At 57.3% G+C, this 14308-nt stretch carries 7 protein-coding genes; 1 reads left to right on the top strand and 6 read right to left on the bottom strand.

Annotated features, from left to right (window positions below; translation table 11 throughout):
* A partial coding sequence (locus RTN46_RS04725; protein WP_312179413.1) for a UDP-N-acetylglucosamine 2-epimerase occupies positions 1–250 on the top strand: 250 nt, incomplete at its 5' end.
* An 853-nt stretch (positions 251–1103) separates the two neighbouring features.
* On the opposite strand, the gene RTN46_RS04720 is transcribed toward RTN46_RS04725, so the two are convergent.
* The 6 genes from RTN46_RS04720 to wecC all read right to left on the bottom strand — a co-directional run bounded on the left by RTN46_RS04720 (position 1104) and on the right by wecC (position 14305).
* The gene (locus RTN46_RS04720; protein ID WP_312179411.1) at positions 1104–4154 is read right to left on the bottom strand and encodes a glycosyltransferase; all 3051 of its coding nucleotides are present in this window, start codon (positions 4152–4154) and stop codon (positions 1104–1106) included.
* Between the two features lie 293 nt (positions 4155–4447).
* The gene (locus RTN46_RS04715; protein WP_312179409.1) at positions 4448–4918 is read right to left on the bottom strand and encodes a hypothetical protein; all 471 of its coding nucleotides are present in this window, start codon (positions 4916–4918) and stop codon (positions 4448–4450) included.
* Positions 4919–5957: 1039 nt separating this feature from the next.
* The gene (locus RTN46_RS04710) at positions 5958–6836 is read right to left on the bottom strand and encodes a hypothetical protein (protein WP_312179408.1); all 879 of its coding nucleotides are present in this window, start codon (positions 6834–6836) and stop codon (positions 5958–5960) included.
* 229 nt (positions 6837–7065) lie between these two features.
* The gene (locus RTN46_RS04705) at positions 7066–9408 is read right to left on the bottom strand and encodes a glycosyltransferase family 2 protein (RefSeq protein WP_312179406.1); all 2343 of its coding nucleotides are present in this window, start codon (positions 9406–9408) and stop codon (positions 7066–7068) included.
* A gap of 887 nt (positions 9409–10295) precedes the next feature.
* Positions 10296–12182, bottom strand: coding sequence for a glycosyltransferase (locus tag RTN46_RS04700; RefSeq protein ID WP_312179404.1), 1887 nt, complete (start codon positions 12180–12182; stop codon positions 10296–10298).
* An 842-nt stretch (positions 12183–13024) separates the two neighbouring features.
* A complete protein-coding gene (gene wecC, locus RTN46_RS04695) occupies positions 13025–14305 on the bottom strand; it encodes a UDP-N-acetyl-D-mannosamine dehydrogenase (RefSeq protein ID WP_312179403.1) in 1281 nt (426 codons plus the stop codon).
* Positions 14306–14308 lie beyond the last annotated feature (3 nt).

Here is a 14308-nt window from a genome sequence, read left to right as displayed (position 1 = left end):
CCTCGGTGTGCCTGTGCTTGTAATGCGGGAGAACACCGAGCGTCCGGAGGCCATTGAGGCCGGCGTCGCCAAGCTGGTCGGCACGGACGAAGCCCGGATCGCCGCCGAAGTAGTTGGTCTACTCTCAGACACCGCCGAGTACATGAAGATGTCCGTTGCGCAGAATCCCTACGGAGACGGACATGCCGTTGAACGCTGTTTGGCAGCTGTAGAGCGACACCTCGCTTTGGAAACCCAAAATCGACGCTAAGTGTGGACCTCACCGGCTGTTGGCACTTGACCAGTTGTGCTTTGGGGCGCTCCTGAGAGTTGACCCGCCTATGGTCATCCGACGAGTGCCTGCTCAAGGTCCAGGAAGCCCGCCCGTCGATGTGCGATCTCACAGGTCGCCAAGACGCTAAGCCAGGTTCGTGTCTGCACGTCTGCCTGCTGACCGCTGACACGGAGTCCGGCAGCGCGGTGCTGGGGTTGACACGTTTCAGTCGGTCAGCTGCGCGGGGTGAAGACGAGTAGCCGGCTGCCGGAGCATGAAACCGAGGGTCCGTGTCTTCTATGATGCTGAGACAAGCGACCATCCGCCATTTCCTTGGGCTGGACGTCGGCAAAACGGCGGCACCATCCGGTAGCCCCGAACCGAGCAGGGAACAGAACTCTCGGTTCATGCTGCAAATACCCTATTTACGAGACTTGGTTTCGATGCCGAACATCGGAATCAGGACCACACGAATCTTCGCCTAAGTCCCCGGCACGCACATCCTCCCCGCCACCTGCCAGGCCACTTACACCGGAATGACGGCGATTTCCTGCCATTCGGGCGTATCTCGGACCGGGTAAGCATCCGTGCCCGCGGAGCAAGAACTCGAGTGTGCCCTGTTCCTATCGGCCCCGCCTCCCCGCGTCGTCCTGATGCCCTTCGTTATACTCCGTGACGACATCCTCGACGAGCCTAGGTACCTGCCTTCAGCCGCATGACGAAAACCAAAGAGGCACTCTAAGCACCATGTCCACGCAATGAAAGCCCGTCCATGATCGAGCGCGCAGGTCAGGGAGCCAATTGACCCAGCGCCAGCCCACTATTCTCGTACGTCGATATCACTTTCCCTCTACCGACACCATTCTTGAACGTCATTCACCAAAGTTTGTGCACGTGCGTCGAATGAATGGGTTTCCCGCATCTCTTTCGCCTGCAGAGTCCGATCCTCCATCGTCCCGAAGGAATTGAGCCCGTCCGGGCTGCAGAGCCATCGCAGCTCGTCGAGCGACTCATAGGTTTGCACTATGGTGCCGAACACCTCTTTCAATCCGACCACAGAGTCAGTGATGACGGGAGTTCCACAAGCAACCGCGTCGAAGATGCGGTTTTGGATGAAGCCTTTCTGAGCCATCTCCGGCCAATGATCGGCTAGCACACGACTAGAACTCCGGTAGAATTCACCGAGGGCATCATTCTCAATCGATTCTGCCTCATACATGTTTGGCTCCACGATGTCCCCCCAGCCCGGCCCTACAACGCGAAGGTCGATGCCGGATCGGAGCGCATCGTCAATAACTGGCCTTACCCGGTTTGAGGATTTTCCGCCAACGAAAGTAACAGGCCGTGAACGCATTTCCGTTAATTCCGAACCAAGATGGAACCGGGTAATATCCGTTGCTTGTAGCAAAGGTCGCACCTCACGCCCGCTCAGGAGTGACATCTCTGCAGACCACGAGTTTGAGGACGCGTAGACAATGTCATAGGCACGCAGCTCATCGATGCTCACTAATTCAGGATGACTTATTACCCAAAGGACGTTTACGGCCCCTGGAATCGGACTAACCCTATCAAGGCCCCTTAGGACAAGATTAATATCGTCGAGCGATTGACTGCGGTTGCCGTTGTGTCCGTGGCGGTAGGTAACAACTTCTCGATCAAGGTCCCGCAGGGAGGCTGCTAGCGACTCCACATAGTGGGTGTCCCCCCATCCGTCGCCGCGCTGGCCACCCGGTGATGCCAGCCGGATCCCCCACCGCTGCCGGCGCGGCTCCGGTGCGCGAACCACCACAGGCCGAGGCGCCGGTATGAGTTTGTCGTCGCCGCCAACATGTGCTAGGCGAAACCCAGCCCTTTCGAATTTCTGGTCTTCCGCTGAGGGCAGTTTGCCATCCCATCGGCGCATGAAAGATTCCCGGTTGGAAATAATGTTCAAACCTCGGCCAGGAGTTTTACTTTCGTCATGGGTCACGCGGGAGGCCGGTTCAACCGCGAAATGTCCACCCAACCTCTCAATTGCCCGTAGACAAAGATCGACATCTTCCATCCCGTTCACAAAAAACGCGTCAAATCCATCCAATGCAGCGAAGTCACTGGTTCGCCAAAGCATGCATGCACCTGTTATTGCGGAGAATTTTTCCTGGCCAACATCTCTGGCATCTTCCGGGGGATGATTGGTCAAAAAGTGTCCGGGCAGGGAATTTTTAGCCATGAAGACGGTGCCCGCTGTCTGTATGGAATCATCCGGGTACTGCAACAATGGCTGAACCGCTATAGTGACGGGATTCTTAAGCCGGTTGAGAAGCGGCTGGAGCCAATTTTTTCGTACGACAGTATCGTTATTCAAGAAGCAGGTGTATTCACCAGATCCGAGATAGGCCCCGTAATTTGACCCGACGCTATAATTTAGGTTTCTTGGAAGTCGGACATAGGTAACGCGTGGGTCACCGTTGAAGAATTGCCCAAGTGGCGCGCTATATTGATACGAGGAACCGTTATCAACTATGATTATTTCAATGTCACTATCCCCACTGTTTTCGAGGATACTGTTAACCGCACGAAGCGTCATGACATAATCTTGGTACACCGGCATGGAGATGGTGACGCGGCCGGGGATTGACTTGCGGGCCCTCATAGCTTCCCAGTCGATTAGATTCTTGTTTAATACGACCCACTGCCAGGCGTCGGATTCACTCGTGGTTATCCGGTCGTGGTGATCCCTATCATCGCGATAAGTGCAGCCAATGAATGGCAAGAGACGGGGTTCGGAAATCTTGGCAATACGGATTGCAAAATCGTGATCTACCCAGCGCCGTAAATTCTCATCGAATCCGCCGGCCTGGAGGGCCAGCTCCCGCTCCACGGTAAGAACATTTAGGTCTATGTGGTTCAAAATCATCAATTCTTCAAGACCACCCTCATACGCCCGGTACGAAACTTCGTCTCCGTTGTGAAGTTTCAGTCCCGCGTAGACAGCCCGGACACCTTCGCTAGTAGCGCCCTTGACTGAAAGCTCAAGGTAGTCAGAGGGCCAAGTATTATCCGTATCAAGGAAGGACACCCAGCGACCATTAGCCTGGTCGAGGCCTATGTTCCTGGCGGAACAGACACCGCGATGTTCTGCCTCAACGAGTTTGATACGCGAGTCCGCGGCTGACATGAGACGGGCAATTTCAACAGTCGAATCCGTGGATCCATCGTCAACGACTATGAGTTCCCATTCCTTTATCGACTGACGTTGCACTGAACGAATTGCCTGCACAATGACGTCGGCACGGTTCCACGCTGGCATAATTACGCTGACGAGCGGCTCTCCGTCGTCGCAGGGTGGCAGAGCTACTGGCATCAAACTCCTGCGCCAGACTTCTTCAGCGGTTCGGTCCCAGGTCTTTTTCACTCTGGGTCGGGATTTTAACGTCTGCGTTTTTATGGTGATTACCATTCGACGCCACGACTCCCGAACCTCGCTCCATACCCAACCGCCGTGCAGAGTTTCTACCACGTAATCGTCCGGTGCATTCTCCAGCAGCCATCCCAACGTCCCCCCGGGATGCCCAGCCGCGTCATTTGACGTTATTACTTGAGACTCGGTGTCAAGTAATTTAGGGACCAGGAGCGGGCCGATGGCAGGCTGGGCTTGAAGAGGCTTGCGGAACCATTTTAGTACTGGACCAAATTGGCCCTGGCTCCATGCCTTGCGAAGATGATCTGGCCAGGATCGCGAGTCCATGAGGATGTGCGGAGACATACCCTTGGACATGCCATAGGAGAGGAAGTCGCGGGCAGCATCTTCTATATTGCTGAAATATCGGTCACTCTGGGCGGAATACCAATACCTGTCGAAGAGTCCAGACGTAAGGAGCAGTTCATAGTCGGACAGTTCGTCGAAATTGGCGCTGGTCAACAGATACCTTTCAAAGGGTTCGTACAGGAAGTGTGCCAGTTAAAGCATGTCCAGCATACCGGATTTCGTTCACGCAATGATCCGTTAGAGGCCTTTATGAACGGGACTCATTCAACCGCCTTCATGGCCAAACCAAGCAAGCCGGACCCCGTCCCGCTACGTGTCTTCGCTGAGTACTGCCCCGCGACACCCTCAATCGACATCGTACAACCCGGAACCTCTCGAGGTGTGACCGGCTCCCAACCTCGGGTGCGCCATTATGCGCCATCCGATTCGAATAAACTTGGAGTGGTCTATCCCTTAGGATCAGTCACCATCTTTCCGTTGATCGGGTAGTTAAACAATTCCGGCCAACTCGAGGAAATCAGATGGCGGGCAATCATGCCGGAAATTCTCTCTTCCCGCGCCACGCCGAGAAACAAATCGAGAATTCTACGACTGTTGATAGAGGTATATGTATCGTGGGCTATATCGCTTTCCAGGAGTACACTTGACATCCAGGAACCCATCCGGATTTCCCAGTAAAATAGGTCGTGGGCATCATATCCTTCCGGGAAAGCTCCGAATGATGTGATATTGGCCCAGTCATCGAAGGCGGCCACAATTTCGTTGCTTGGCTGCCGGTTTTTACCGACAAGCAACTGCGCCATCCGTTCTGACGTCAACGCCGGAAGTTCACGCCGTGACCCTTGGCTATAAAAAGCCCGCCCAATCTCATAAATATTCGAACGGATATGCACGACATCAGGGGGGGAGCTGGCCACGATAGGCGAAAGCAATGGCGCGGCCGTGAACCCGTCTGCTGTTCTTGGACATGACTTTGGCTAATTCGGAAGGAATATCGGCCGGTGCTTTCACCTGCGTATGCCGCAGCCCTTCGTTGGCGGCCAGTTGCGAAGCAAATAACAGGTCCCCCCCTGGTCGATTCCACACTGCTTCCTCGACTGGTGGTGTAGGAAAAGAAGGCGCACCGGTCACGGTATGGCCGGCATGCTGCGAGAGTCACGCGGCTGTCCAGCCCGGCGGTCAGGGAAACCAGTGGCATTCCTTCGGCTGACAGCCATGCCATCTGCTGCTGCATTAACGGCAAAATACTACGGGCAGCATCTGCGGCAGCCAGCTGTTCCCCCGGTGCCATAGGATGAACTCTTCGTATACCGCCATCCCGGACTGAAAGCCTGGTATTTGGTGTTAAGGAGTTGATCTCAGCGTACTCGGTGCACTGACCAGGGTATGAGAATGCTCCGCTCCTCCCGAACCACCCTGTGTCGCCGAATCTGCTGGGAGCCTCCGTGCCGGCTAGGGACGCCGCGAGGGACGCGTGGCTGGCAACAACGCCTCCTGATGACGCATAGTAGGCTGCTTTCATGCCGGTGGCATCCGTCTCCAGATAAAGCCCATAGGGGGCGCTTAGGATAACGACGTAGCGGCCGGACAGGTCAATGAGTGCCGCTCCCAGCTCCTTATCACTTTCCAGAAAAGCGCTGAGGATCCGTAACCCTATCGGTTCGGCCTCTCCGGTGCTGGCAGAAAGGTCAATGCACCGGCCAAGCACTGCCACCTGGTATCCACCCGCGGCCGTAATGCTTACGCGGTTTCGTGAGTCCCAAGCAAGAGTGTGCCCACCGATCGTTGACGAGCGCCAGTGCTTTCCAATCTTGGGTGCCGTCCCCGCAGTGAGGTAGTATCCGCGCGAGTAAAGGAGGGAAGCGTATGAGGTGTCTTCTATCTGGCCTTCACCTGCCGCATTGAAGACAACCGTGTCAGGAGTGTCCCTGATGCCTTCCGAGCAGGGGTCATACCTCATGTGGACGCTTCCTGCTTCGACAACCATGCCACAGCAAGGCCCAGTTCCTGAGTGAAGAGCTCCTTGGACGGAACCTTGTGTCCGTTAGGGCCGTCGTAGAGGCTCACCGACAGGTTCCCTGCTTTAAGCGTCGAGCTTCCGGGGAGCATCTCCACGCCCTGAGCTTGCAGGAAGGGCTCGAAGTGACGTCGGTAGTGCGAGAGGTCATTACGGTTCTGGACATATCGAATCTGCTGCGGTCTTGGAACGTTGCCAAGACCTAGGGCAGAGACCCGAGCCCCAAGGGCGTTCTCCCACGACGCACCAAGCTTTGGAAAGCATTGCCGCGCAAACTCGTCCACGTAACCTGAATAATACCGAGAGATAACGGTTTGCGGCTGGAACACCAAGGCAAGGGAGTCTCTGATCAGACTGGTTATCTGGAGCGCGCCAAATCCACCTCCCGACGAACCTGTCACAAGGATGCGCTGCCCCCGGCAGGCAAGGGCCGCCCTCTGGATCCAACTCACGCATGCCCGTACTGTGTCCTGTTCGTCGTAACCCACGTACCACGCCAGGCGCAATAACGGGCTTAATGCCAATGCCGGATCTGACAGATAAAGCGTTGAATAAGGAGTATCGCTAAGCGTGCGGAATCTTTCAAATCGTGGAACCGCATATTTGCTGCGATCAAGGGCGCCGTGAAGTGATACGACCAGAACCTCGCTTTCTTTATTGTGGAACAACGCATGCATCCGCCCCCGGCCAAACAAAGCAGTGTGCTGGCTCAATCCCGGAACGGCAAAGTCAACGTCATCGATCGATTCATAGTCAAAAAATGCTCCGCCCTGTTGCGACGGCGATTGCCATTCAATTCTGGATGCAATATCAGCCATCCGATGATCCCTTCGTACGTCGCCGACCACGGCTGGAGACGACATTTACAGTACAACTGAGGCAAGGTTGCCGTTGCGTTCTTTCATGTTCCCCTGGATCCCTTGCATCTGATTGTCGGTGATCGAAAGCTGGCTTCACGGCGGAATCCGTCCGGCTGACATATCCCTATGAAGCGACGGCCGAGGGACGCAGCCCAGCTAAGCGGACCAAACACAGCCATGGCTATCGTCAGCTGGGAAAAGAGCCCGTTGGTGTAAGCGAATCCTGAATGCGAGCCGCTCCGATGTGGAAGCCTTCAGCACCAACGGGACCAGACAGGAGGCAATCCATCACCCGCTCAACCGGTACGAGCCGATGCAGTTCCGCCCGAGCGGATTCCGTCAGGACTACCCACTCGGGAACCACTCCAAGTACGCCTCGGATGGTCTCTTCAACCGTCACAACATCGTATCGTCTGAAGCCACCGCTGCGGTCCGAGGGGCCCGTCTCAGCGCGGATGAGAACCCGGTCCGCCAGAAGGGTCCCCTTGGCGTCGCGTGCGACCTGCATATGGATGGGGTCCCAGATAACCAACAATGAGGTTCGCGCTTCGTGGTCGAATGCGAGCTCCTCGATGGCGCCCTCGGCGAAAAGGCGTTCTATTTCTGTCAAACCTGGGGATCCAGCGTTTCGCCTCTTCAGGTAACTCTCGGCCGCCACCACCCCTACATTCTGGCCCTGCGCTACCGCCCGTTTAACCTCCCCTAGGAGGTCTGAGGCTTCTTGGCCGTCATACTCGTACGCCGATACGTAAACGACGTCAAACCTACCGGGAGAGGGCCTCTCCGGCAAAAAAGAACCGGGGGCCGGGAATGCTCGAGATAGGGGCTGCATGGGCAGGAACGCAGATTCGGCTCCACTATCGACTGCCCTGTGCCATGATTCATAGGACTTTCTATAAATGCGACGTTCCGGCTGCTCGAAACCGAGCCCAAAGTCCTGAGAGGTCAGGTTTCCTTCGCCCAGGAGCGAGAAGGCCAAAGGAACCTCCCCGATAATCGGGATCTTCTCTTCGTAAACGTGCTGCAACCGCATACGAAACTCGTTATCCGCCGACTTGCGGACACTATCCCAATAACCTAGTTTGGATTGAATTTCTCCCCTCCGGTACATAATGGAGGCAAAACTAGGATGGATGATTCGATCCGGCCCCCACCGGAACAGAAAGCGAAGATTCTCATCAACGCGTGACCATTGGACCATATTGGCAGGACGCTCCGGCTTTTCCTCCAAGTCCCGGGCCTGGAGTTCAATCTTCTGCGGATGATGCCAATCGTCCTTGTCGGCCACCGTCACGTACTTGCCGGAGGCCTTCGCATATGCCACGTTCCGGGCCCAGTATGCACCGCGGTTCTCCTCATTGAGAATCAGAGTGATTCGGGGGTCCCGGCCTGCCAGTTCGTGCAGCAAGTCGCGGTAGTCGGTTTCGCGGCCGTCCTCTCCGTTCAGCGGAGAACCGTCATCAACCATGATGATCTCCAGATTCGTCCAAGTCTGCGCGAGAAGCGAATCGACTGCTGCTGACGTGGAGCTGTCCGGTTCATAGATCGGCATGATGACAGTAACCAAGGGGCGATCGCCCTCGCAGGGGGGCACATTCCCACGCAACCGGTAGAAGGCTGTGGCACTACCTGGTTCTAGTACCAGGGGTGCAAGCCCTCTGCTGGCCAAAATGTCGTTGAGCTCCTGCATCCATCCCTGCTCATCAGACAGGGACCCTGAAATATAGGGGTTTGCAGCGTTGACCTGCAGCAGGGCTTGTGACAGCCGGCGGATTACGGTTGTCTCCTGTTCAAAGGCCAGGGCCTCCTCTACCTCGTTCTGTCGTCCGCCGGTGACGAGTAGATCTGCCAGGTAGGAACAGTCAATCGGATCCAGCACAGCACGCCCCTGCTCTTCAATGATGGCCTCGTAGAGTGTCAGGGCATTATTCAAGTCGTCATCCCGGATGCGCTGGCAAAACAGCACCCGTGCCAAAGCACGGGCCCCCGGCACCCACCAAGCTTGCACGGAGCCCCGAACAGATTCAGGATTCCAGCGTCGGGCAGCCAGGAACAAAGACATCGCCCGCCAGTCCATCCGCCCCCGGGTGGCAGCATAGGCCAGGACATTCCGGGCACCATACGAGCGCGTCTTCTTTGCCTGATTGACGAAAGTTTCAAGCCGTCGCGGTCTTTCCGCAATGTATTGCGCCCAGGCAGCCGATGCATCGAAGTGAAAGGATTCGTCTGCTACCTGCGCAGCTGGACGTGCCGATGCTTTTTCCTTCTCCCAGGCCATTCCTTCGAGAACTACCCGCCCTTGTGCCAGCTGTTGCTGCCCATCCCGCGCCAGCCGTCCGGACAGGAGGCTCAGGTACAGCACAGTGACGGCAAGGGCAATAAAGGATAAAAGGGCGAGGCCTGCCAGGGCCGGCCCCGGGCTGCCTGTCAGCCCAAGAATCATTACCGCCAGCAGCAGAATGCCTGTTCCTCCAAAAAGAAACCTATGCCCCGGCGTCAGGCGGGCCAGCAAAGTGAGTGTTTGACGCATGGCGCTTTCCGTTGATCGACTATGAACTGCGACGGACCAATATTATGCCCCCACCGAGTCATCCTACTATATCCGCAAATATTCGCCGGAAATGCGCATGCTAGCGCTCTGCAACGAGCTGTTCCCGAGATACTTCAATGCCATCGAAATGAGTGTGCTGCTCGGTAGGAGAGGCCCAACTTGCGTCGTTCGCGTCATAAGAGACAGGAAGGAGTCTATACCCGAACGAATTATCGTTCCGGAACCGGAGATCATCCCGCATAAAGTAGACAATGCCATCAACCGATGCACGCATCACACCGTTGGATTGGCCCTCGATCATTCGAGCGAAAATGCTGCTGGACTATATGCCATTCACCGTCATTGAAAGTAGGTCCTCATCCGTTGTTCCGCTGTGGAAAACACCCACCATGCGCCTGGCTGATCAGCCCTGTAAAAGTATTCATTGAATCCGCCTTCCAAGCCCCCGACTATACGTGTGCTCCACCATGTTGCGTGTGCAGTATTCAAGGGGCTTTTGCCGCTTGTGGGGCAGCTGCCGTCACACAACCTCGGTAGATTGTCACCTTTATCTTCCTCGAAATCGTAAGAAGTGCGAACTCTATAGGCGAGGTAAAGTTTCTGGGAGGTTCGCTCAGTGCCCATCGCAGTATTCCCAAAGTTCTCATCAGGAGCGTTATTCGACCGGATGAGAACTTCCGAACCAGGAATCGGTTCCGCTCATTTCCTCCCTCCAGGACAGAGTTGGCGGGGAAAACCACCATTGGCGTCAAAGTGGCAGAGCTGTGGACCATACAGCCTTCGCAGTGTGGCCCCCTTCCAGTAAAAAGGCGTGCACATCCAACACCGCGTCTTCATGAACGGCGAGAGTGCTATGCGGCAGGATTTCAGCTGAACATGCTTTTCATAGGCTGGGTCCGTCCCGGCGGAATATAGTCCGCTTCGGTGCCGGCAAAAGCCGGCGGAAGGGCTATGCCGTCCCACTGCTCCCGGGAACTATGCACGAAGGTCTCAGTCCCTGCCGACCAGGTATGGCCACCATGACCGGGGGTCTCCGCATACCGGTGCATGACATAGTTTTGCCCGTGTGTGCGGTAGATAGACCCGCCGGCCGCGTCGACGGACTGCAGGAGGCAACGGTCAACGGCTCGATGTACCGGCTGCCAGCCTCCGACATGCCGTAGATCTCCTACTGCAATGAACATGGTCCCACCGGCCACATGCGTGGTGTAGCGCTCTCCTTCCGGTGGCCGGCGGGTAGTGATGTCTATGTCCTCCATATAGACGAACTCCACTTGGCTTCCTACCAAGACTGCGCGCGAATGTCTCCTGGCCAATACAAGGTCGCGGATGTGATCGGGAGCGTACCAGTCGTCGTCGTCCATTTTGGTGATGAAATCACCCGATGCCGCGTGGACGCCGATGTTTAACACTTCGCCCAGAACTGCCCCGGCTGGCGCCTGAAGAATTGTCAGGGGAAACCCAGCCTCTCCCCGGATGATTTGCTGTTCCTGTCCGCCAAGCTCAACCCCGTGAAGGACCAGGACGATTTCCAACGACTTCCAGGTCTGCCGGCTGATCCGACGTACTGCTTGCCTCACCTGGTGCGGGCGTCTGGACGCCAAGACCACGCTCACGGATTCCTCAGCTGCTCGCGGGAGCCCCAGGCGAGAACCCCAATGATTCCATCTGGTAGCCGGTTCAAATAGCTCCAGTGCTGCTCGGCGCATTGCGATCGACTTCGCTTCACGCAGGATGGGAGGATCTGCCGGATCGAAGGCGTTGATGGCGCGGCCTACGTCGGGACCGAGCAGCGTTGGAGGTCTGCCGAGAATGGGCACCCCAGCGACCGCCAAGCAGGACGCTAGGCAGGCCACCTCATTTCCGTCCTGATCTGGCAGCGCTCCAATATCTACATATCCATAGGGACGAAGCCTCGACAGTTGGATCTCGTCCAGGGGACGGCCTCGTGGTTGGGCTGCCACCGTGTCATTATCGTCCTTGAATAGCAGGCCCCGGGGGTCTGTAGTAACGCGGAGACTCCCCCGCTGCGGATACGGCTCGAAACCCCGCGGGGACAGCACGGAGGTATCGACCGGAGGTATGGCCATCGACCAGCCGCTGTTGTCAGTGGTGGCGGAACCCGGGTCCAGGATCCCGATGGGATGGCGAATGGATTGAATACTCAGTGGGGACCGGGCCACCAAGACATCGGCGGGGAAGATATCGTCTTCATCCGGCTCAAGTTGTTCGGGGCGAAGGACTGCAGCCTGGACATCGCCAGCCGCATAGGAGAGCGTGTCCGCACCCACAAGCCCCACCCGCAGCCCGAGAGGTTGGGGTCCGGCCTCCAGGTAATCCGCAGCTGCAGCTGCAACTGCATGATGGACCTGCACCCACTTGCCGTTGCGAATGGACACTGCCCGGTATCCGGAAATTGAGATGCCTTGGGCCGCTGCCAAACCTCGGCTTAGCTGCGTAACTGTCTTAGGCCCGTCCGCAGCGTCGTCCTGTGAGGGCATCAGCAGATGGACACTACGTGACTTGCCGGCATTGGCCAACAATGGCAACCAGCAGCGAACCAAAGCCAGCGAGTCTGCTACGACGATAAAACTGTTGTGCCACCGCCCGCCGGTACTCGTTTCGTCGGATAAAAACGATGGTCGCTGTGTGTCTTCCAGCCGCCATTCCCAAGAATCGGCGCCCAGTCCCAGGGCATGAGCCAACGCGGGCAAATCCGGCCATTCCCCAAACAATGTATTGGGCAGCTTCATCGCCGTCCCGCACCCATCGCACGAGCTAGTCTCCTAAGCATTCTGCGAGCTCCTCCCCTGGCAGCCGTAGCCGCGTCACCTCCACTGCGTATCCGAAGGGCATTGCTCCACTGAGCCCGCTGCAGCTGCGCAACTTCGCCTTCAAGCGATTTGATCCGGTCCAGATACCCTTGTTGAACTCTGGGCACAGCACCGTCTTCCACAACGATTCTCAAATCCAACGTTCCCGCGAGCCCTTTCCGCAGGTGGGGCTTTGGCTGCGGGTGTCCGTGATAGTGCAGCCCCAGGGAAGCACCCGAAACCCACCGTTCGCTGCCGTTGCGCCTCGCTTTCTCCTCTGCCCGGTGGCGGCCAGGACCCAGCGCCATACTTCGCCAGAGTTCTACTGCTCGTGGCGCGCCGTCGACCACAGCTCGAACAACAACGCATCCCTCTGCTGCGTCAAGCGCCTCATGGGCCGCTTCCAGCGAATAGGGACTGAACAAGATACCTGCAGGCACGGCCAACAGACTGTCCGCTGTGCAGTCGACTTCGGCAGGGGTCAGCGGAAAGCTGACTCGTGCTTCGCGGGATAGCCAGCTGCGCAACATGCCTGCTTCCGAACCGCCGAGGCCGCAGATTTGTAATGGTATTTCCTGCACGGTTCCCCGCCGATAGCTCGCCACCGTTGAGGCAACATATGCGGCAGGCGCATCGGTCGCGTCTATCACTAGGCTGAGAACAGGACCACCGGGGGCGGGTAGTTGAAGTGGGTTCACCGGAGTGGGGAAGTGCCGAAACCAGGACTCTATGGCCGCCGGGACGAGGCCATCCTGGTCCTTACTCAAGTCGGAATATGCCATCTAAGCGGTTGACGTCGCGTCAGAGTTACGGGAGGTCCGGCCCCAGACGCCGCGGGTATCGATCACTTGGCTTTGGTCGCTCAGTCGCAGGTGCAGGAACTCGGCATGGTCGACCAGCAGCACAACGAGGTCAGCGGCTTGGACTGCCTTGTCCGTTTCCGACTCAAGACAGAAATTCGCAAGAGTCTGCAGTGGACCGGGCACAGTTTCCACGTGAGGATCGACGCCCAGCAGACGGGTCATGGGCATAGCCGCAGCAAGCAGTTCGACCACACGTACTGCCGGTGATTCACGGGAATCGTCCACATTCGCCTTGAATGTCAGGCCGAGCAGTGCGACGGTCGCGTTTTCCCGATCCTGTAGCTCCCTCTGGATGCGGCGGACGACATTCGCAGGCATGCTGTCGTTGAGTTCACGCGCCGCACGGGTGACACTCGAATGCTCGGGGAAGGCACTGACGAGGAACCAAGGGTCGACTGCGATGCAGTGTCCCCCGACGCCAGGGCCCGGCTGAAGAATGTTGACCCGGGGGTGGTGGTTTGCCAGCTCGATCAGTTCCCAGACACTCACATCGAGGCCTTCACACATCAGCGACAGCTGATTTGCGAAGGCAATATTGAGGTCACGGAAAGAGTTTTCAGCGATCTTCGTCATTTCAGCGGTTGCTGCATCCGTGACATAAATCTGTCCCTGGCAGATGATCCCGTAGAGTTTCTTGGCACGCTGTCCCGCAGCATTCGTGAGCCCACCGACCACTCTGTCGTTGGAGACGATTTCCACCATGATCCGACCTGGCAACACCCGCTCGGGGGAATGTGCCACGTGGACGGTATCAGCTGCGTCCTCCCCGAAACGTAAATCGGGCCGTTCCCGTTCAAGAAAGTGAGCGAGCTTTTCGGTGGTTCCGGGTGGTGAGGTGGATTCCAGGATCACCAGCTCGCCGCCACGGAGCACCGGTGCAAGGTGTTCCGCTGCGCCGCGCAGGTAGGACAAGTCGATGTCTTTGGAATCGGTGATCGGCGTTGGCACTGCAATGATGTAGGCATGGGCCTCAGGCACATCGGTAAAGGCTTTCAGTAAGCCTGCGCTCACGGCTTCCGAGACTGCACTGCCCAGCTCCGGTTCCACGAAGGGAACCTCGCCCCTGTTAACGGCATCGACCGTGTCCCGATTTACATCCACACCAGCGACCACCTGGCCCCGGGAAGCAAACGTTGCAGCCGTAGGCAGGCCAATATAGCCCAGCCCGATAACCGCGATGTCAAATACGGGTTCCCCCACAGT

The sequence above is a fragment of the Arthrobacter sp. genome, from assembly GCF_031988865.1.
In the GTDB taxonomy this organism is placed as follows: Bacteria; Actinomycetota; Actinomycetes; order Actinomycetales; family Micrococcaceae; genus Arthrobacter_B.
Note: the sequence above shows the minus strand (reverse complement) of the source record. Positions and strands in the feature narration are given on the sequence as shown.

Bases quoted from the DNA above. Each gene is read 5' to 3' on its own strand.
- RTN46_RS04710 (WP_312179408.1), bottom strand. From the start codon at position 6,836: ATGGCTGATATTGCATCCAGAATTGAATGGCAATCGCCGTCGCAACAG.
- RTN46_RS04705 (WP_312179406.1), bottom strand. From the start codon at position 9,408: ATGCGTCAAACACTCACTTTGCTGGCCCGCCTGACGCCGGGGCATAGG.
- RTN46_RS04700 (WP_312179404.1), bottom strand. From the start codon at position 12,182: ATGAAGCTGCCCAATACATTGTTTGGGGAATGGCCGGATTTGCCCGCG.